Source organism: Pseudomonas sp. AC083 (genome assembly GCF_979253165.1).
Genome location: NZ_CEEDDH010000029.1, coordinates 1 through 20,570, shown reverse-complemented (window position 1 = coordinate 20,570; position 20,570 = coordinate 1). Strand labels below are relative to the sequence as shown.

17 protein-coding genes are annotated in these 20,570 nt (G+C 61.5%); 3 read left to right on the top strand and 14 right to left on the bottom strand.

Annotation, left to right across the window (positions count from 1 at the left end; genetic code table 11):
• Window positions 1-269: 269 nt before the first annotated feature.
• Window positions 270-2,900 (bottom strand): phosphoenolpyruvate carboxylase, encoded by a 2,631-nt coding sequence (gene ppc / locus AC0IXA_RS26825; protein ID WP_110645880.1) that lies wholly within the window; start codon window positions 2,898-2,900, stop codon window positions 270-272.
• A gap of 213 nt (window positions 2,901-3,113) precedes the next feature.
• On the opposite strand from ppc, the gene AC0IXA_RS26820 reads away from it, so the two are divergent.
• The 3 genes from AC0IXA_RS26820 to AC0IXA_RS26810 all read left to right on the top strand — a co-directional run bounded on the left by AC0IXA_RS26820 (window position 3,114) and on the right by AC0IXA_RS26810 (window position 5,086).
• A complete protein-coding gene (locus AC0IXA_RS26820) occupies window positions 3,114-3,458 on the top strand; it encodes a hypothetical protein (protein WP_016771500.1) in 345 nt (114 codons plus the stop codon).
• 379 nt (window positions 3,459-3,837) lie between these two features.
• A complete protein-coding gene (locus AC0IXA_RS26815; RefSeq protein ID WP_024011747.1) occupies window positions 3,838-4,242 on the top strand; it encodes a DUF4398 domain-containing protein in 405 nt (134 codons plus the stop codon).
• Window positions 4,243-4,297: 55 nt separating this feature from the next.
• Window positions 4,298-5,086: a lipotoxin F family OmpA-related lipoprotein LptF gene (locus AC0IXA_RS26810; protein ID WP_024011746.1), complete on the top strand. Its 789-nt coding sequence runs from the start codon at window positions 4,298-4,300 to the stop codon at window positions 5,084-5,086.
• Between the two features lie 173 nt (window positions 5,087-5,259).
• Here AC0IXA_RS26810 and AC0IXA_RS26805 read toward each other — a convergent pair whose 3' ends face one another.
• From AC0IXA_RS26805 to AC0IXA_RS26745, 13 genes are all read right to left on the bottom strand, one after another.
• Window positions 5,260-5,589: a hypothetical protein gene (locus tag AC0IXA_RS26805; RefSeq protein WP_076566070.1), complete on the bottom strand. Its 330-nt coding sequence runs from the start codon at window positions 5,587-5,589 to the stop codon at window positions 5,260-5,262.
• Window positions 5,586-6,491 (bottom strand): alpha/beta hydrolase, encoded by a 906-nt coding sequence (locus AC0IXA_RS26800; protein WP_471814839.1) that lies wholly within the window; start codon window positions 6,489-6,491, stop codon window positions 5,586-5,588. The genes AC0IXA_RS26805 and AC0IXA_RS26800 overlap by 4 nt, the downstream gene beginning before the upstream one ends.
• 152 nt (window positions 6,492-6,643) lie before the next feature.
• Window positions 6,644-7,894, bottom strand: a complete 1,251-nt coding sequence (locus tag AC0IXA_RS26795; protein WP_166554750.1) for a flavohemoglobin expression-modulating QEGLA motif protein — start codon at window positions 7,892-7,894, stop codon at window positions 6,644-6,646.
• Window positions 7,895-8,080: 186 nt separating this feature from the next.
• The gene (locus tag AC0IXA_RS26790) at window positions 8,081-8,794 is read right to left on the bottom strand and encodes a TetR/AcrR family transcriptional regulator (protein ID WP_016771505.1); all 714 of its coding nucleotides are present in this window, start codon (window positions 8,792-8,794) and stop codon (window positions 8,081-8,083) included.
• A 105-nt stretch (window positions 8,795-8,899) separates the two neighbouring features.
• Complete coding sequence (gene lysS / locus AC0IXA_RS26785) at window positions 8,900-10,402, bottom strand: lysine--tRNA ligase (RefSeq protein ID WP_471814838.1); 1,503 nt, start codon at window positions 10,400-10,402, stop codon at window positions 8,900-8,902.
• 79 nt (window positions 10,403-10,481) lie between these two features.
• Window positions 10,482-11,577, bottom strand: a protein-coding gene (prfB, locus tag AC0IXA_RS26780; RefSeq protein WP_099758102.1) for a peptide chain release factor 2 whose coding sequence is annotated in 2 segments (ribosomal slippage) — window positions 10,482-11,504 and window positions 11,506-11,577 — 1,095 coding nt in all. Because the reading frame shifts where the segments join, the coding sequence is not laid out codon by codon here.
• Between the two features lie 235 nt (window positions 11,578-11,812).
• A complete protein-coding gene (locus AC0IXA_RS26775; RefSeq protein WP_024011741.1) occupies window positions 11,813-12,814 on the bottom strand; it encodes a response regulator in 1,002 nt (333 codons plus the stop codon).
• 48 nt (window positions 12,815-12,862) lie between these two features.
• The gene (cheB, locus tag AC0IXA_RS26770) at window positions 12,863-13,873 is read right to left on the bottom strand and encodes a chemotaxis response regulator protein-glutamate methylesterase (RefSeq protein WP_071174510.1); all 1,011 of its coding nucleotides are present in this window, start codon (window positions 13,871-13,873) and stop codon (window positions 12,863-12,865) included.
• Complete coding sequence (locus AC0IXA_RS26765) at window positions 13,870-16,140, bottom strand: response regulator (protein ID WP_460154295.1); 2,271 nt, start codon at window positions 16,138-16,140, stop codon at window positions 13,870-13,872. The genes cheB and AC0IXA_RS26765 overlap by 4 nt, the downstream gene beginning before the upstream one ends.
• Window positions 16,137-16,820 (bottom strand): chemotaxis protein CheW, encoded by a 684-nt coding sequence (locus tag AC0IXA_RS26760; protein ID WP_341639173.1) that lies wholly within the window; start codon window positions 16,818-16,820, stop codon window positions 16,137-16,139. Before AC0IXA_RS26760 ends, AC0IXA_RS26765 begins: the two co-directional genes overlap by 4 nt.
• Window positions 16,817-18,091 carry a CheR family methyltransferase gene (locus tag AC0IXA_RS26755; RefSeq protein WP_471814837.1) on the bottom strand — a complete coding sequence of 425 codons (1,275 nt, stop codon included), beginning with the start codon at window positions 18,089-18,091 and terminating at the stop codon, window positions 16,817-16,819. The genes AC0IXA_RS26760 and AC0IXA_RS26755 overlap by 4 nt, the downstream gene beginning before the upstream one ends.
• Window positions 18,088-18,624, bottom strand: coding sequence for a chemotaxis protein CheW (locus AC0IXA_RS26750; protein WP_471814836.1), 537 nt, complete (start codon window positions 18,622-18,624; stop codon window positions 18,088-18,090). Before AC0IXA_RS26750 ends, AC0IXA_RS26755 begins: the two co-directional genes overlap by 4 nt.
• Entirely contained in the window at window positions 18,624-20,246 is a 1,623-nt protein-coding gene (locus AC0IXA_RS26745; protein WP_039762401.1) for a methyl-accepting chemotaxis protein, read from the bottom strand. Before AC0IXA_RS26745 ends, AC0IXA_RS26750 begins: the two co-directional genes overlap by 1 nt.
• Between the last annotated feature and the right edge of the window lie 324 nt (window positions 20,247-20,570).

The window sequence follows — 20,570 nt, the reverse complement described above, 5'->3', positions numbered from 1 at the left end:
TTTACAAAACAAAGGATTCGCTCGTAACCGGCGGATCCTGAAAATACGGGTCGTGGCCGCACAAACGGCCAAAGGCTGATCAAGATACACAGCAGGCTGCGCCCACACAAGACGCCAAAAGTCGGAGAAACCGACGCCCGCCGTGACCTCGCGACGCGGTAACCCAAGTCGCAACCCCATCAATAACTGTCGCTTCGCGGCACTTTCCTACAGCAGGAGAAGCGGCATCCGCCCCTTGTCGCGAACGTCGCCTGAGGTGATCAGCAACCTTAGCCGGTATTGCGCAATCCGGCGGCAATCCCTGCTACAGACACCAGCAGCGCCTGTTCCACCGGGCTGCCCTGCTCGACATCCTGCTGCCGCGAACGCGCCAACAGCTCGGCCTGCAATAGATGCAGCGGGTCGAGGTAGGTGTTGCGCAAGCGGATGAATTCGAGGGTGTCGGGGCTGTGCGCCAGCAGCTGCGACTGCCCGGTCAGACCGAGCACGACGGTGCATGCCTGCGACAATAGGTCGCGTAACTGCGCGCCCAACGGCAGCAGATCGGCTTCGACCAAACGTTCGTCATAGGACTGCGCGATATCCGCGTCGGCCTTGGCCAAGACCATTTCCAGCATATCGATGCGAGTGCGGAAGAACGGCCACTGTTCGCGCATCTGCCCCAGCAACTCACCTTCGCCGCGCTCCAGCGCCTTGCTCAGCGCAGTCTCCCAACCCAGCCAGGCCGGCAGCATCAGTCGCGTCTGGGTCCAACCGAAGATCCACGGGATCGCCCGCAGGCTTTCGATACCGCCGGCACGGCGTTTGGCCGGGCGACTGCCGAGCGGCAAACGTCCCAGCTCCTGCTCCGGGGTCGACTGACGGAAGTACTCAACGAATTGCGGATTTTCCCGCACCACCTGGCGGTAAGCGCTGACACCGTCCGCCGCCAATTCGTCCATCAGATGGCGCCATTCCGGAGTCGGCGGCGGCGGTGGCAGCAAGGTCGCTTCGAGCACGGCGGCCAGATACAGATTGAGGTTTTGCTCGGCGATGTCCGGCAGGCCGAATTTGAAACGAATCATTTCGCCCTGTTCGGTCGTACGGAAACGCCCGGCCACCGAACCCGGTGGTTGCGACAGAATCGCCGCGTGCGCCGGACCGCCACCACGGCCAACGGTGCCGCCGCGACCGTGGAACAGCAGCAGCTCGACTTGCTGTTCGCGGCAGATTTCCACCAAGCGCTCCTGCGCGCGATATTGCGCCCACGCCGCAGCGGTGGTGCCGGCGTCCTTGGCCGAGTCGGAATAGCCGATCATCACTTCCTGCGGGCCATGCAAACGCGCGCGATAGCCCGGTAACAACAACAGACGCTCCATCACCGGCCCGGCGTTGTCGAGGTCGGCGAGGGTTTCGAACAGCGGCACCACGCGCATCGGCCGCAGGACGCCGGATTCCTTGAGCAGCAGTTGCACCGCGAGCACGTCGGAAGCGGCGCCGGCCATGGAGATCACGTAGGAGCCCAGCGACGCTGCGGGCGCGGCGGCGATTTCCTTGCAGGTGTTGAGCACTTCGGCGGTATCCGCCGATGGTTTGAAATGCGCGGGCAGCAACGGTCGACGGTTGCTCAGCTCCTCGGTGAGGAAGTTGATGCGCTGTTCTTCATCCCAATCTTCGTAGCGGCCGAGGCCGAGGTAATCGGTGATTTCGGTCATTGCCGAGCTGTGCCGGGTCGAATCCTGACGCACATCGAGGCGCACCAGGAACAGGCCGAACGTCACCGCCCGACGCAGGCAGTCGAGCAACGGCCCGTCGGCGATAACGCCCATGCCGCACTCGTGCAGCGAGTTGAAACACAACTGCAAAGGCTCGAGCAGATCGCGATTGTCGTGCAGCACATCGGCGGTGGCCGGGGTCGGCGCGGTCAATGCAGCGTGCGCCCAATTGCGTGTGGCGCGCAGACGTTCGCGCAATTGTTTGAGCACTGCGCGATAAGGTTCGGCGCTGTCGCCGGCCTTGGCCTTCAGCGCATCGCTGGCCTGCTGCATCGACAGTTCGGCAGCCAGATGATCGACGTCGCGCAGGTACAAGTCAGCGGCCATCCAGCGCGCCAGCAGCAAGACTTCGCGAGTGACGGCGGCGGTGACATTGGGGTTGCCGTCACGGTCGCCGCCCATCCATGAGGCGAAGCGGATCGGCGCGGCTTCCAGCGGCAAGCGCAGACCCGTGGCGGCGAACAGCGCCTGATCGGCCTTGCGCATATGGTTGGGGATTGCCTGCCACAACGAATGCTCGATCACCGCGAAGCCCCACTTGGCTTCATCGACCGGGGTCGGGCGGGTGCGGCGGATTTCTTCGGTGTGCCAGGCTTCGGCGATCAGCCGTTGCAGTTTGCTCTGGATCTGCTCGCGCTCGGCGCTGGTCAGGTCGCGATGGTCCTGCGCGGCCAGTTGCGCGGCGATCGCGTCGTACTTCTGGATCAACGTGCGTCGCGCCACTTCGGTCGGGTGCGCGGTCAGCACCAGTTCGATTTCCAGCCGCGCCAGTTGCCGGGCCAGAGATTCGGCGCTGTGCCCTTCACTGCGCAGGCGCGCGAGCAGTTCCGGCAACACCCGCGACTCGAACGGCGCCGGTTGCGACTCCTCGCGGCGATGGATCAGCTGATATTGCTCGGCGATGTTGGCCAGGTTGAGAAACTGGTTGAAGGCCCGCGCGACCGGGAGCAATTCATCTTCGCTCAATTGATTGAGGCTGGCGCTCAGTTCAGCGTCCATCGAGCCGCGCCGGTCGGCCTTGGCGCCCTTGCGAATCTGCTCGATCTTGTCGAGGAACGCCTCGCCGTACTGGTCTCGAATGGTGTTGCCCAACAGCTCTCCGAGCAGGTGAACATCTTCGCGCAAGCGTGCATCAATATCGGTCATCAGCAGTTCTCCAGCGGTAATCGGGGACAGCGCAGAAACGAATGCTTTGCCAGAGAGTGCCGCTCTGCGCCGCTTCTTACAAGCAGGCGACGAATTGACTTTAAACCTTGCCGGCGAAAGCTAGTCTCAACAGTAAGCCGTACGACGGCCCGCCGCCGGCGCTGCCGGACACTCACCCAGGCCTGCCATCAGCAGGCGCTAAATGAGGTCATCATGAAAATTCGTGAACTCGCCCAGCATTGGGAAGAAAACGCCAAAGGTCGCCTGACCGACACCGGCTACACGATTCATCTGGACGTCGAGGCCGCCGCGCGCCTGGCGGCAATTGCCGAGATGTATCCCAAACGTCATCCCGAGGAACTGCTCGGCGAACTGATCGGCGCCGCGCTTGAGGAGTTCGAAGCGAGCCTGCCGTATGTGAAGGGTTCGACGGTAGTGGCGACCGATGAGGAAGGTGATCCGTTGTATGAGGATGTCGGCCCGACGCCGCGTTTTCTGGCGTTGTCGCGGCGGCATTTGCATGATTTGTCCTCGGCTGAGAACAAACAGAAGCACTGATTCGACACACATCTAAACCGTGGGAGCGAGCCTGCTCGCGAATGCGGATTTTCATTCAGCATTTGCGCTGGCTGACACATCGCATTCGCGAGCAGGCTCGCTCCCACATGGGCTGTATTCCAGTTCGAAAATTGGTTTATCGACGGACAAATCTACCCCCGCGCGTACCGCTCCAAAGCCCCAAAGTTCCCGTCCCAGAGCCTTGTCCAAACGGTCAATTTAATTTTTGGCGATAGGCCATCTTTTCTGAACTTTTCAAAAATGCCGCCGGTCGGAACAGGTAACCACGCCTGGAACGAGCGTTTCAATTCGCGTCTACAAGCGATGCTTTCGCCTCCTCTGCCAGGATGGATTCAGTTGTATTTTCAGGAGATGCCTAATGGAGTTGAAGACCATGAAAACCCAAACCTCGTTTTCCCACCTGCGCGGTCTGAAACTGGCCGCTCTGGCCATCGGCACCAGCTTCGTACTGGCCGGTTGCGCCGGTAATCCTCCGACCGAGCAGTACGCCGTCACTCAATCGGCCGTCAACAGCGCCGTCAGCGCTGGCGGTACCGAGTTCGCTGCGGTGGAAATGAAGCAGGCTCAGGACAAGCTGAAACAAGCTGAAATCGCCATGCACGACAAGAAGTACGACGAGGCCCGTCGCCTGTCCGAACAGGCTGAATGGGACGCTCGCGTCGCTGAACGCAAGGCTCAGGCCGCCAAGGCCGAACAGGCTGTGAAGGATTCCCAGAAAGGTGTTCAGGAACTGCGTCAGGAAAGCCAGCGCACCGTGCAGTAAGCGCGCATCCCGACCGCAAAGCTGAAACTCTTACCGATAGAAAGGACGACAAATTATGCGTAAGCAACTGATGATTCCCGCTCTTCTGGCCGCAAGCGTTGCACTGGCTGCCTGCTCCACCCCGCCTAACCCGAACCTGGAACAGGCGCGCACCAACTACGCCGGCCTGCAGGCCAACCCACAGGCGAGCAAAGTCGCGGCACTGGAAACCAAAGACGCCAGCGATTACCTGGACAAGGCCGACAAGGCCTATCTGGACAAAGAAGATGCAGCCAAGGTTGACCAACTGGCTTACCTGACTAACCAGCGCGTCGAAGTGGCCAAGCAGACCATCGCTCTGCGCACCGCTGAAAACAACCTGAAAAACGCCGCAGCCCAACGTGCCCAGGCCCGTCTGGATGCCCGTGACCAGCAGATCAAACAACTGCAGGACAGCCTCAACGCCAAGCAGACCGATCGCGGTACGCTGGTAACTTTCGGTGACGTGCTGTTCGCCACCAACAAGGCTGATCTGAAATCCAGCGGCCTGGTGAACATCAACAAACTGGCGCAATTCCTCCAGGAAAACCCGGACCGCAAAGTGATCGTCGAGGGTTACACCGACAGCACCGGCACCGCGAGCTACAACCAGTCGCTGTCCGAGCGTCGCGCGACTTCCGTGCAGATGGCTCTGATCAAGATGGGCGTCGACCCTTCGCGCATCGTCGCTCAGGGTTATGGCAAGGAGTACCCGGTAGCGGATAACGGCAGCGTCTCGGGCCGTGCCATGAACCGTCGTGTGGAAGTGACCATTTCCAACGACAACCAGCCAGTAGCACCGCGCTCTTCGGTGAGCTCGAACTAAGCTCCATCCGGTAACGCAAAAGCCCCGCCTGACTTGATCAGGCGGGGCTTTTTCATGCGCGACCAGAAATTCCTTGTGGGAGCGAGCCTGCTCGCGAAAGCGGAGTGTCATTCACATCAATGTTGAAGGTGAAACCGTATTCGCGAGCAGGCTCGCTCCCACATTTGATGGGGTTACTGCTCAAGCTTCTGCGGAGTTTCCTCACCCATACACCGCACAGCTTTTTTCTGCGCGTTGATCAACACCCCGGTCAACCCTTTCTGCTCGGTATCAAACAACACCAGCACGCCATCGATGCACTGCGCCACTTGCGGCGCGGGTGTCAGCGAGACTTTGTAGTCCTCGCCCGGCACGGTCTTGAGCATGGTGAATTCGCTGAGCAGCAACGCATCCTCCGGCTTGGCAAAATGCAGGTAGCCGTAGTACCACAGCGCCCCGACGGTGCCGAGGATGCTGCAGATACCGGTGATGATCAGCGGGATGGCGTTACGTTCTTCACTCATTGCGGACTCTCATCTTCAGAATTCGGGGGTTTCGGATAATTGGGGATTTCGCCGAGGCGGCGCAGGCCGTCGAAGTGTTCGGGATCATCGAGGTAGCGCAGCATGACCTGACGCCATACCGGGTCGCCGAAGGTTTGCACATGACCGCCACGGGTCAGTTGCAACACACGCGGCGGCGGCGCTGCCTGATACAGGCGAATGCCGTTGGCCATCGGCACCAGCGGATCGTCGATGCTGTGGAAGATCAGCTTGGGCACGCCGGTCAACTGCGCCATCGAGTTGATCGCGCTGTCGCCGTCCGGCACCAGCCACGACAGCGGCACTTGCAATGGCCAGGTCAGCCACGAAGTGCTGAGGGCGAATTGGCCGACGCTGCGATAACTGGCCGGCACTCCATCCAGCACCAGGGCCTTGAGTTGTTTTTGCCGCTCCGGGTGCTGCGCCAGCCAATGCACCGACATCGCGCCGCCCAGACTCTGCCCGAGCAGCACCAGCGGTTTGCCTTTGACCTCAGGCGCGTTGTCGAGCCAGGCGAACGCCGCGTCGATGTCCTGATAGATCGCTGGCAGGCTCGGCTTGCCTTCGGACAAACCGTAGCCGCGATAGTCGACCAGCAGCACCTGATAGCCGTTCTTCGGCAACCACCAGCTGCCGCCCAGATGCATCGGCAGATTGCCGCCGTTGCCGTGCAGATGCAGGACCGTGCCTTTGACCTCGACGCCAGGTTTGGCCGGCAGCCACCAGGCGTTGAGCTTCAAGCCATCGGCGGTGATCAGGGTGACGGTGCGGTATTCGAGTTTGGCTTTGTCCGGGGTGAAGATCTGGCCCGGTTCCGGGTAGAACAGCAGCGAACTGCAACCACCGAGGGTCAAGAGCAGGCAAAGGATGCCGAGGATTCTCATCCGGTGAAACCTCGCAAAGAAGAGAACTGAACACAAATCAAACCTGTGGGAGCGAGCCTGCTCGCGAAAGCGGTGTATCAGCCGACATCAATGTTGAAGGTGAAATCGCATTCGCGAGCAGGCTCGCTCCCACAAGGGGTTGGGTGCTGGGTCTAGAGGATATTGGAGTAATCCGCCTCAATCCGGTCCAGGCTCAAATGGTTGAGGAAGTTGGAGAAACACATCCACGCCGACAACGCATTCAGATCCCGGAACTGATCAGGTAGATATTTGGGCGGCACCACCAGTCCTTCGTCCACCAGTTGCCGCAAGGTCCGCATGTCTTCCAGTGTGGTCTTGCCACAGAACAACAACGGAATCTGCTCAAGCTTGCCCTTGCGCACGGCCAACTGAATGTAGTTGTAAACCATGATGAAGCCCTTGAGATAGGACAAGTCTTTGGTGAATGGCAGACCGGTGGGCGTCGAGCCACGGAACACCCGGCTGGCATTTCCGTAGCTTTCGGCCATCTCGAAACCCTGCTCGCGGAAGAATTCGTAAATCTGCAAAAAGTCGGCGCCCTCCTCGACCATATGAATCGCACGGGTGCGGTTGGTCAGTTTGCGCAGGCGACTCGGGTAAGAGGCGAAGGTGATGATTTCCATCAGGATCGCCAGGCCTTCCTGGGTCACCGTCGACGAGGGCGGGCCTTTCGACAAGAACGTGCAGATCGGCTGATTCAAGCCATTGAGCGTAGTGCCGACGTGCACCAGACCTTCGTGGACTTCCAGGGCGCGCACGTCGCGGTCGTTGAACAGCGCATCCGTGCGGATCTTGATGTAGTCGGCGCCCGCCGCGGCGTCGGCGACGATGCCGTCGGACTCGAACACGCGAATCGTCTCTTCGGCCTCACCGAATACCTTGTTCAGTCGGGTTTGCAGCAGGTGCACCGCGTCTTTGGCGGTGAGGATCTTCGGCTCGTCCTTCAGATCGCCGCGCCCGTCGATGTTGTTCAGGTAGTCGGACATCATCAGGCCGAGGTCGGCGAGGGTCGGGTCACCGGCGTGGAAGGCATCGGACGCCGCGCCGTACAGCTCCTGCGAGATCAGCCCGAAGTCCTCGGTGCCGCGCGCTTCGAGCATGCGCACCACCATGCGGTATTCCTTGCACATGCGCCGCATGATCTGCCCGACCGGGTTGAACTGGCCGAGCTGGCGGGTGATGTCACGCTCGATGTTCTGGAATTCCAGTTTGACCTGGCTCGAATCGAACGACAGCGGGCGGTTGAGGTAGTAGTCGCGATCCACCGCCGGCATTTCCTTGCCCTTGGCCTTGAGGAAGCCCTTGCGCACATTGTCGTCCCACTTGACCGCATCGAGCACGCGGATCGGCGTCTGCGCCAGCACAATGCGATCGGACAACATGCGTATCGTCTGCTGGTAATCGTCCACCCGAAACTCCTGTAGAAAACGTGACGTAGCCAATCATAGGCGCTGAGGCCTTTGTGGGAGCGAGCCTGCTCGCGAATGCACTGTGTCAGACAACGCAGATGTTGAATATCAGAGCGCTTTCGCGAGCAGGCTCGCTCCCACAGGGTTTAGCGTCGAATGCTAGACCGACGCCAGCACCAGGTGCATATACCGCGTCAGAATCCCGAGCATGTCCTCTTCGGCCAGAGGCTCGGCGTCGTTGAGCAGGCCCTGATATTCCATCCGGCCGATAATCGCCGTCAACACCTTGGCATCCTGCTGCGGTTCACGCGAGCCCAGTACCTGGAACAACTGGCAGGTGCCCTGCAACAGAATCTGCTGGTGCGAGCGCACCAGAATGGCCAGACGCGGATTGAGCAGCGCTTCCTGGCGGAACGCCTGTTCGGCCATCAGATGCTCGCGGCGGTTGATCAGTTGCCGGTGCACGTAATCGGCCATCAGCCGCGCGATGTCATCGGCCAGTTGTGAGCGCGACTCCGGGCTGCCGTCGGCACTGACCACCATTTCGCGCAACAGACCCTCGTTATTGATCCACAACTTGGCCATGTACGCCGCGCTGCGTTCAACGTATTGGGCGAAGGTATCGGTGAGCAGGTCATCGATGTCCTTGAAGTAATACGTGGTCGCCGACAGCGGCACGCCGGCCTCCGCCGCGACCGCACGATGGCGCACGGCACGCACGCCGTCGCGCACGACAATGCGCATCGCGGCATCGAGAATGTCCTGGCGACGCTGCTCACTGCCCTGTCGGCTGGCCTTGCGGCCCTGGTACTGAACACTTTCAGCGACCGCAGTGGCGATACCCGCTGCACCTTCTTGAGCTAATGCACCCATCACGACAGCACTTCCTCTACTAATGCCAAATTAACCAATTGATACATTTGTACCAGACAGGCAATAAAAAGCCGCCTGTTTTAGGCGGCTTTTTAACTGAAACGTTTACGCTTGCGGTCGCATGTGCGGGAACAGGATCACATCGCGGATCGACGGCGAGTTGGTGAGCAACATCACCAGACGATCGATGCCGATACCTTCGCCGGCGGTTGGCGGCATGCCGTACTCCAGCGCACGGACGAAGTCGGCGTCGTAGTGCATGGCTTCGTCGTCGCCGGCGTCCTTGTCGGCCACCTGCGCCATGAAGCGCTCGGCCTGGTCTTCCGCGTCGTTCAACTCGGAGTAGGCGTTGGCGATTTCACGACCACCGATGAACAGCTCGAAGCGGTCGGTGACGTTCGGGTTCTCGTCGTTACGACGGGCCAGCGGCGACACTTCGAACGGGTACTGAGTGATGAAGTGCGGCTGCTCCAGCTTGTGCTCGACCAGCTCTTCGAAAACCATCACCTGCAATTTGCCCAGCCCCTCGAAGCCCAGCACCTTGGCGCCGGCCTTCTTGGCGATGGCGCGAGCCTTGTCGATGTCGTTCAGATCATCGGCAGTCAGCTCAGGGTTGTACTTGAGGATCGAGTCGAACACCGACAGACGCACGAACGGCTCGCCGAAGTGGAACACCTTGTCGCCGTACGGCACGTCGGTGCTGCCCAGTACCAGCTGCGCCAGCTCGCGGAACAGTTCTTCGGTCAGGTCCATGTTGTCTTCATAATCGGCGTACGCCTGATAGAACTCCAACATGGTGAATTCAGGATTGTGACGAGTCGAAACGCCTTCGTTACGGAAGTTGCGGTTGATCTCGAAGACCTTTTCAAAACCGCCAACCACCAGACGCTTCAGATACAGCTCTGGCGCGATACGCAGGAACATTTCCATGTCCAGCGCATTGTGGTGGGTTTCGAACGGCTTGGCTGCGGCGCCGCCGGGAATGGTCTGCAGCATCGGCGTTTCGACTTCGAGGAAGTCGCGCTTCATCAGGAAGCTGCGGATGTGCGCGATCACTTGCGAACGCACGCGGAAGGTCTGGCGCACGTCTTCGTTGACGATCAGGTCGACGTAACGCTGGCGGTAGCGCTGCTCGGTGTCGGTCAGGCCGTGGTGCTTGTCCGGCAGCGGACGCAGCGACTTGGTCAGCAGGCGCACGTTGGTCATTTCAACGTACAGGTCGCCCTTGCCGGAACGCGCCAGGGTACCTTCGGCGGCAATGATGTCGCCCATGTCCCAGGTTTTCACCGCGGCCAGGGTTTCTTCGGACAGCGTCTTGCGGTTGACGTAGACCTGAATGCGCCCGGTCATGTCCTGGATCACCATGAACGAGCCACGGTTGAGCATGATGCGACCGGCAACCTTGACCGGGATTGCAGCCTCTGCCAGCTCTTCCTTGGTCTTGTCCGCGTACTGTTTCTGCAAGGCATCGCAGTAGTTGTCGCGGCGGAAGTCGTTCGGGAAGGCATTGCCCTTGGCGCGCTCGGCAGCAAGCTTTTCCTTGCGCAGGGCGATCAGGGAGTTTTCTTCCTGTTGCAGGGCTTGCGGGTCGAGTTGTAGGTCGCTCATGTCTTTAAGTATTCCATCAGGTTCGTTGCCCCCAGCCTTCGGCTGGGGATCGCGGGCGAGCCCGCTCCCACAGAGGGTGTTACAGGCCGGATTTCAGGCTGGCTTCCAGGTACTCGTCGATGTCGCCGTCGAGCACCTTGTCGCAATCGCTGCGTTCGATGTTGGTACGCAGATCCTTGATCCGCGAGGCATCGAGCACGTAAGAGCGAATCTGGTGACCCCAGCCGATATCCGACTTGGTGTCTTCCAGCGCCTGCGAGGCCGCATTGCGCTTCTGCATTTCCTGCTCGTACAACTTGGCCCGCAGCATTTTCATCGCGGTGTCCTTGTTGGCGTGCTGGGAACGCTCGTTCTGGCAGCTGACCACGGTGTTGGTCGGTACGTGGGTGATACGTACGGCCGAGTCGGTGGTGTTTACGTGCTGACCACCGGCACCAGAGGAACGATAGGTGTCGATCCGCAGGTCTGCCGGGTTGATTTCGATTTCCACCTTGTCATCGATCTCTGGCGAGACGAAAACAGCGGAGAACGAGGTATGACGACGGTTGCCGGAGTCGAACGGGCTCTTGCGCACCAGACGGTGCACGCCGATCTCGGTACGCAGCCAGCCAAAGGCGTATTCGCCCTTGATGTGCACGGTCGCGCCCTTGATCCCGGCGACTTCACCGGCGGACAGTTCCATGATGGTCGCGTCGAAACCGCGTTTGTCGGCCCAGCGCAGGTACATGCGCAGCAGGATGTTGGCCCAGTCCTGCGCTTCGGTACCGCCGGAACCGGCCTGGATGTCCAGGTAGGCGTTGTTCGGGTCCATTTCATGGCTGAACATGCGGCGGAATTCCAGCTTGGCCAGATTTTCCTCAAGACGGGCCAGCTCGGCGACGACATCGCCCACTGCGCCTTCGTCGTTCTCTTCGACGGCCATGTCCAGCAGGTCGCGGCAATCGGCCAGACCGCCGTTCAGTTCGTCGAGGGTGTCGACGATCTGCGCCAGCGCGGCACGCTCGCGGCCCAGCTCCTGGGCGTATTCAGGTTTGTTCCAGACACTCGGATCTTCAAGCTCGCGATTGACCTCGGTCAGACGCTCATGCTTTTGATCGTAGTCAAAGATACCCCCGAATAGTTTCGGAGCGCTCGGACAGGTCCTTGATGGTGTTCAGGATCGGGTTGATTTCCATGACGGGCAGCACTCGTTGGCGAACTTTTGAAAGCCGGCGAGTATAACGTAAACAGGCTGTCGCGGCAGCCCGTCTGGCGGGTGTGGGGGTGATTCACTTGACACTGACCTGACGCGATCTCCTGTGGGAGCGAGCCTGCTCGCGAAGGCGACCTGCCAGCCGCCGGCAATGTCGAGCGCACAACCGCTTTCGCGAGCAGGCTCGCTCCCACAGGTGGATTGCATTGTCAGGAAAGTTATTCAATCCCGACCTGATTGCGCCCATTGTTCTTGGCCAGATACAACCCGCGATCCGCCGCCGAAATCAGCAGCCGGCAATCACTGCCCGCCTGGGGCACCATGGTCGCCAGACCGATGCTGATGGTCAGACTGGAACCCTCGGCCGGCGTGTTGTGCGGAATTTTCAACGCCGCCACGGTCTGGCGCAGTTTTTCGGCCAACAGCCGCGCGCCGCCCGGCGAAGTGTTCGGCAGGACCAGCACAAACTCCTCGCCGCCATAACGCGCCGGCAGGTCCGATGGCCGCGAGCTGGCGTCACGGATGGCTGCGGCGACCTTGCGCAACGCTTCATCGCCTTCAACGTGGCCAAAACTGTCGTTGTACGACTTGAAGTAATCGACATCGATCATCAGCAGTGAAAGCTGCGTCTGATCACGCAGCGAACGGCGCCACTCCAGTTCCAGGTACTCGTCGAAGTGACGGCGGTTGGACAGCCCGGTCAGTCCATCGGAATTCATCAGCCGTTGCAGCACCAGATTGGTGTCGAGCAATTGCTGCTGGCTGACCCGCAACGCACGGTACGCGGCGTCGCGCTGGAGCAATGTCATGTAGGAACGCGAGTGGTAGCGGATCCGCGCGACCAGTTCGATGGTATCCGGCAGCTTCACCAGGTAATCGTTGGCGCCGGCGGAGAACGCCGCGCTTTTGATCAGCGGGTCTTCCTTGGTCGAAAGAACGATGATCGGGATGTCCTTGGTCGCTGGATGATTGCGGTATTCGCGCACCAGGCTCAGGCCATCGAGGCCGGGCATCACCAGATCCTGCAGGATCACCGTCGGCTTGATCCGCACCGCCTGGGCGATGGCCTGCTGCGGGTCGGAGCAGAAGTGGAAGTCGATGTTTTCCTGATTCGACAGCCCACGGCGCACCGCTTCGCCGATCATCGCCTGATCATCCACCAACAACACCATGGCGGCGTTTTCGTCGGTTTTAATGTCGTCGATCTGTAAATCATTCATGAGCGGTCACCTGAGTACTGCGGGGGCCTGGATTGCCGATCAACCTGTTCATTTGGGGAAAATCTCCAGCAATCGTGGCGCTATCTTTTCCAGCGGGCGGATTTCCACCGCGGCATCGATCGCCGCGGCAGCCTTGGGCATGCCGTACACCGCACTGCTGTGCTGATCCTGGGCGATGGTCAAATAACCCTGCTGGCGCATGAGCTTAAGCCCTTGCGCGCCATCGCGCCCCATCCCGGTCAATAAAACCCCGACGGCGTCACCGTTCCAGTAACTGGCGACGCTCTCGAAAAACACGTCGATCGAGGGGCGATAGATCTCGTTGACCGGTTCGGCGGTGTAGGCCAGCGTGCCGTTTTTCAACAGGCGAATATGGTGATTGGTCCCGGCCAGCAGCACCGCGCCACTTTGCGGCGGCTCGCCTTCACGGGCCAGACGCACATCGAGGCCGCTGGCGCTGGCCAGCCATTCGGCCATGCCGGCGGCGAACACCTGATCGACATGCTGCACCAGCACGATCGCGGCGGAAAAATCTCTCGGCAGGCCTTTGAGCAACACTTCCAGCGCCGCCGGCCCACCGGCAGACGAACCGATCGCCACTAGCCGCTGACGTGACGGCGAACTGCGCGGCGTACTCGGCGCCGGGCGCGCACGTGGCGCCTTGTCGCCGATCAGCCAGCCGATGTTGAGGATCTTGCGCAACAACGGCGCCGCCGCTTCCTGGGCATTGCCGGCGCCGATCGCCGGCGTGTCGACCACGTCCAGCGCGCCGTGGCCCATGGCCTCGAACACGCGGTGCACGTTCTGTTGACGATCCACGGTGACGATGACAATCGCGCACGGCGTCTCGGCCATGATCCGCCGCGTGGCTTCGACGCCGTCCATGATCGGCATGATCAGGTCCATCAGAATCAGGTCTGGTGTGCACTCGGCGCAGCGTTGCACCGCCTCGGCACCGTTGCTGGCGACCCAGATCACCTGATGCGCAGGCTCGAACGCCAGCGCTCGGCGCAGGGCCTCCACCGCCAGGGGCATGTCGTTGACAATTGCGATCCTCATGCCCGCGCTCCCCCGATGAGCTCGACCACTGCATCGAGCAGGGCGTCGTCATGAAAACTGGCTTTGGCTAGATAATAGTCGGCGCCGGCATCCAGTCCACGGCGGCGGTCTTCTTCGCGATCCTTGTACGACACGACCATCACCGGCAGCGATTGCAGACGGTTGTCGCGGCGCAGCAGCGTGACCAGCTCGATGCCGTCCATGCGCGGCATGTCGATGTCGGTGATCAGCAGATCGAAGTTCTCCGAACGCAGCGCATTCCAGCCGTCCATGCCGTCCACCGCCACCGCGACGTCGTAGCCACGATTGAGCAGCAGTTTGCGTTGCAGCTCGCGCACGGTCAGCGAATCGTCGACCACCAAGACTCGTTTGCGTGCCGCTTCGGCAGCTTGATTGCCGTGGCGGGCAATGCGCTCCAGGCGCCCGGTATTGAGCAGCTTGTCCACCGAACGCAGCATGTCTTCGACATCGACGATCAGCACCACCGAGCCGTCATCGAGCAAGGCCCCGGCGGAGATGTCCTGAACCTTGCCCAGACGCTCGTCCAGCGGCAAAACCACCAGCGTGCGCTCACCCACGAAGCGCTCGACAGCCACCCCATAAATCGCCTCGCGCTCGCGGATCACCACGACTTTCAGGGTAGCGCCATCGTTCTGACTGGCCGGGCGATTGAGCAACTGGCTGGCCGCGACCAGCCCGACATGCTGGCCTTCGTGCCAGAAATGCTGACGCCCCTCGACCTGCACAATGTCTTCCGGCGCCAGATCGCACATGCGTTCGATGTGCGCCAAGGGGAATGCGTAAGCCTCTTCGCCGACTTCCACCACGAGGCTGCGCACCACCGAGAGCGTCAGCGGCACTTCCAGATGGAAACGACTGCCCTCGCCCGCCGTCTGCTCCAGCACCACGGCCCCGCGCAATTGGCGAACCATGTGTTGAACAGCGTCGAGACCGACGCCACGCCCGGACACTTCGGTGACTTTGTCGCGCAGGCTGAAGCCCGGCAGAAACAGGAAGGTCAGCAGTTCCTCTTCGCTCAATTGCGCTGCGGTTTCGGCTGGGGATAACTGCCGTTCGACGATGCTGCGGCGGACTTTCTCAAGATCGACGCCACCGCCGTCATCGCTCAATTCCAGCACCAGCAAACCGGCTTGGTGGGAAGCGCGCAGGCGGATCAGGCCCTCTTCCGGCTTGCCCTTGAGCAGGCGTTGTTCCGGGGATTCGATGCCGTGATCGACGGCGTTGCGCAGCAAATGAGTCAGCGGCGCTTCGAGCTTTTCCAGCACGTCGCGATCGACCTGGGTTTTCTCGCCTTCGATCTCCAGGCGCACTTGTTTGCCAAGGCTGCGCCCGAGGTCGCGAACCATGCGCGCCTGCCCGCTCAACACGTCGGCGAACGGGCGCATGCGACAGGCCAGCGCGGTGTCATAGAGCACTTGCGCGCGCTGACTGGCGTGCCAGGCGAATTCGTCGAGCTCGGCGTTTTTCTCGCTGAGCAGTTGCTGCGACTCGGCGAGCAAACGTCGCGCATCTTCCAGCGACTCGAGCGCTTCCAGGCTCAGCGCATGCTCCTTCAGGTGCACATTGAGATTTTCCAGCGCGCGCAGACCGTTGTTCTGCATGCGCTTGAGACGCTGCATGGTCGCCAGATGCGGCTTGAGACGCTGGGTTTCCACCAGCGATTTGCTCGACAGATCGAGCAGGCTGTTCAGGCGCTCGGCGGTGACGCGCAAGACGCGCTCGCCGCCCTCGGTGGTGCGTTTGTTTTTACGCGGGGTCGGCTCGGCGGGCTCGTCCATGATCGGCGCTGTCACTGTTGGCGCGGGCTCGATCTGCAACTCGGCCATCGGCGGCGTGGCAACCACAGCGGCTGGCGCCGACGGATCGAGCAAACGCCCCATCAGCGTCACGTAGGCTTCAATGTCCGCAGGTTGCGGCGCGTTAGCCGGCGTGGCGATGCGCATCAGCAGGTCGGTGCCCTGCAACAACGCGTCGATGTGCTCGGGACGCAGCAACAAACGCCCTTCCTGCGCGCTGACCAGACAATCCTCCATGACGTGGGCGACGCTGACGCCGCTGTCGATACCAACGATCCGCGCTGCGCCTTTGAGCGAGTGCGCCGCACGCATGCACGATTCCAGTTGATCGGCCTGGGTCGGATTGCGCTCCAGCGCCAGCAGCCCGGCGCTGAGCACTTGGGTCTGGGCCTCGGCTTCGAGGCTGAACAGTTCGAGCAGAGAGGCGTCGCGCATTTGCTCGGGGGTCATGTCAGGCTCCGGGTCACGGCGGACAACAACTGTTCTTCGTCCAGCCAGCGCAGGCTGCGACCGCGATATTGCAGAACGCCACGGGTGTACTTGGCACTGGCCTGCGCGCCGGACTGCGACGCCGCGTCGAGGATGCGTTCGTCGATCGCATGAATGCCGTCGACCTCGTCTACCGGCACCACCACCGGCCCGCCATGGGCAGCGATGATCAGCATGCGCGGCATGACTCGCCCGCCGCTGGCCGGCGCAACGCTGCCGTCGAGGTCGAGCAATTCCACCAGCGACAGGCACGCGACCAAGGCGCCACGGACATTGGCCACGCCGAGCAAGGCCCGCGAGCGCTGGTGCGGCAGCGAATGTATCGCCTGCAACGGCGCAACTTCGACAAGCGTGCGCGTGGCCAGTCCGAGCCATTCCTCGCCGAGGCGAAACATCAGCAGCGAGCGGGTTTTGACATCGGTTTCGGCCTTGCTGACCATCGCTTCACGCTGGTCCTGCTGCAACGAATAGCGGTCGAGCAGGCGCGTGGCGGCGGCGGAATATACCGAGCAGTTGCGGCAATGGATGTGCTCTTCCAGCAACGGGCAGGACTTGTCGCCATGAATGCCGATGCGGTTCCAGCAATCGTCGATGGCCCGGGCGTCTTCGTGGGTAACGTTCAAGGTGTCGGACGCGCTCATCGTTTACGCTCACTGTCGGCGGTGCGGCCGCTGCGGGCGGCGCGCTCCTGCAATCGTCGGGCACCCGCCGTGTCGCCCTGGGCCTGCAGCAACGCGGCCAGGTGCATCAGCGCTTCGGGATGTTGCGGTTCGAGGTACAAGGCCTTGCGATAGAAACTCTGGGCCTCGAGGCTCAGGCCGGCGACATCGCTGAGCAGGCCGAGCCAGTAGAACACCTGCGCCACGGGTTCATGGCTGCGCAGATAGTCTTCGCACGCGGCACGGGCCTCGGCGCTTTTGCCTTCATTGGCCAGTGCAGCGATTTGGGCCAGCAATGTCGCGGCATCGGGGTTGGCAGTTTTTTTCGTCACCGGCAAAGCCGTCACGGCAGCGAACGGCCGATTGCGCACTGGCGCTGGCGGCGGCGCGCTGCGCATTGGTTGGTTGGCCGGCACGGCGACCGGTTTGGGCGTCGGCAGCGGTTCGGGGTGCGGCTCGCTATGACGGCTGAAGGCGAACGACTGCGGGATGCCGATCGAGCGCATGCCCAAGCGCCCGAGCAGACTGCCCTCCGCCGGGCCGATAAACAGCACGCCGTCGGCACGAGTCAGGCGCTTGAGCACTTCGAACACCTGCTTTTGCGTCGGCTGGTCGAAGTAGATCAGCAGGTTGCGGCAGAACACGAAATCGAAGGCTGGCTCGCTCGCCAACAGCGTCGGATCGAGGACATTACCGACTTGCCAGCGCACCTGTCCGCGAACGTATTCGTTGACCCGGTGGCCGTCCTGCTCAGGCATGAAATGCCGATCGCGAAATTGCAGATCCTGCCCGCGAAACGAATTCTTGCCGTAAACAGCACGGCGCGCCTTGTCCACCGACAACGGGCTGATGTCCATGCCGTCGACCTTGAACTGATGCGGCTTGAGCCCGGCATCAAGCAGGGCCATGGCGATCGAATAGGGTTCTTCGCCGGTCGAGCACGGCAGGCTGAGGATGCGCAACGCGCGCATGTTGTTCAGCTCGGCGAGACGCTGACGGGCCAGTTTGCCCAAGGTGGCGAAGGATTCCGGGTAACGGAAAAACCATGTTTCCGGAACGATCACCGCTTCGATCAGCGCCTGCTGTTCATCCCGCGAGCCTTGCAACAGCTGCCAATATTCGTCGGCGTGGGCGGCTTGGGACAACGTCGTGCGCTGGCGTACGGCACGCTCGATGATCGCCGCGCCCACCGAAGCGACATCGAGGCCGATGCGTTCCTTGAGGAAATCGAAAAAGCGCTGCTCACTGCTCATGGCTGCGCCTCTAACTGCGCCGGATCACGCGGCGGATCGGGGAACAGCAAACCGCGCACGGCGTCATCGAGCAAGTCATTGACCCGCACCCATTGCAGCAATCCCTGCGCATCTTCGCGCACCGGTCCCAGGTACGGCGCCTCGCGGTTGTCGAGGCCGTAGGGCTGGAAATCGTCCGGATGACAGCGCAGCGTGTCGGTGGCCTGCTCGAGAATCAGCCCGAGCCACTGCGCTGCTTGGGCTTGATCCGGCTGATAATTGACCAGCACCAGCCGCGTGCTGGTGCGCGCCTCGGCGGGCTGACCAAACGTCAGCGCGCTGAGGTCGATCACCGGCACCACCGCACCACGATAGGCAAATACCCCGGCCACCCAATGCGGCGCTCGGGCGATCGGTTTCAACGGCAGGCGCGGCAGCACTTCGGCCACTTCGGTGGCGCGCAGGGCATAGCGCTCGCTGCCGATGCGAAAGAGCAGAAACAGCGCCTGCTTCGCCACTGGCGCACTGCCCCGTTTGGCGATGATTTCGCTCATCAGACTTTGAATCGCGAAACGCCGCTGCGCAGGCCGACGGCCACCTGGCTCAGTTCGTCGATGGCGAAACTGGCCTGACGCAGCGATTCGACGGTCTGGCTGCTGGCATCGCCCAACTGCACCAGCGCATGGTTGATCTGCTCAGCGCCGGTGGCCTGGGCCTGCATGCCCTCGTTGACCATCAACACCCGCGGCGCCAGCGCTTGCACTTGATGGATGATCTGCGACAGCTGCTCGCCGACCTGCTGCACCTCCGACATACCGCGGCGTACTTCTTCGGAAAACTTGTCCATGCCCATCACCCCGGCCGACACCGCCGACTGGATCTCGCGGACCATTTGCTCGATGTCGTACGTGGCCACGGCGGTCTGATCGGCCAGACGACGGACTTCGGTGGCGACTACGGCAAAACCGCGACCGTACTCGCCGGCCTTCTCGGCTTCGATCGCCGCGTTGAGTGACAGCAGATTGGTCTGGTCGGCGACCTTGACGATGGTCACCACCACCTGATTGATGTTGCCGGCCTTCTCGTTGAGGATCGCCAGTTTGGCATTGACCAGATCGGCCGCGCCCATGACCGAGTGCATGGTGTCTTCCATGCGCGCCAGGCCTTGCTGGCCGGAGCCGGCGAGCACCGAGGCCTGATCGGCAGCGGTGGACACTTCGGTCATGGTGCGCACCAGATCGCGCGACGTGGCGGCGATTTCGCGTGAGGTTGCGCCGATTTCGGTGGTGGTCGCTGCGGTTTCGGTGGCGGTGGCTTGTTGCTGCTTGGAAGTGGCGGCGATCTCGGTGACCGAAGTGGTCACCTGCACCGAAGAGCGCTGGGCCTGGGACACCAGCGACGTCAGCTCGGTCATCATGTCGTTGAAGCCGGTTTCGACTGCGCCGAACTCGTCCTTGCGATCGAGGTTCAGGCGCGAACTCAGATCACCGGTGCGCATGATGTCGAGGATGGTCACGATGCGGTTCATCGGCGCCATGATCGCGCGCATCAACAGCAGCCCACAGAGACCGGCGGCCAGCACCGCAACCAGCAGGGAAATGACCATGCTGACTTTCGCCGTTGCGACCGCGTCGTCGATGTTGGCCATGGCCTCGTCGGCGACGCGCTTGTTCTCGCCAATGATGTCGTTGAGTTTCATGCGCCCGGTGTACCAGGCCGGGGTCAGTTTTTCATGGAACATCCTGACGGCGTCGGCCTCAAGATTGCGCTTGTGCAGGTCCAGCACGGCATCCTGAATCTGGACGTAGGTGTCGTGGTACTTCTCGAACAGGGCGAACTCGGAGCGGTCTTCATCGGTGGCCATGGTCTTGCGATAGTTGGCCATCTGCTCTTGCAGACGCGCCTCGAACGCCTTGTAGTCCGCCGCGTCTTCGCTGGAAATGCCCTGGCCTTCCTTGAGACCGAGCAGCTCTTGGGTCTGCAGATAACTGTCGACCCATGCGCCGCGAATCATCGAACTGTAGTAAACGCCGGGGATGGCATCGTCGCGCACGCTGTTTTCGCTGGCCTCGATCTTCAGCAATCGTGAATAGGACAGCACCACCATCAACAGCATGATGGCGATAATCACCGCAAAGCTCGCCAAAATGCGTTGGCGCAACGTCCAGTTCTTCACAGTGAATCCTCGTGCCTGATCGAAATGCGGGGAGTATAGCCGAGCGCGGTGTTTCATTTATAAGACGCTTTCGCTGGCAGCACTGTCCCTGTGGGAGCGAGCCTGCTCGCGAAGCAGTCACCTCGGTCCCGGCAAATCCCCTACTGCGCAAGAAGTTGCGCAGCAGGTCGTAATATTTCAGGGGTTAAATCCTCTGCAGCCCACAGCGTTCAAGCCCTGCAGCCAAGTGCGCAAGAAGTTGCGCAGTACCTGTCTCTTATACACATCTGACGCTGCCGACGAACAGTGTATGGTGTAGATCTCGGTGGTCGCCGTATCATTAAA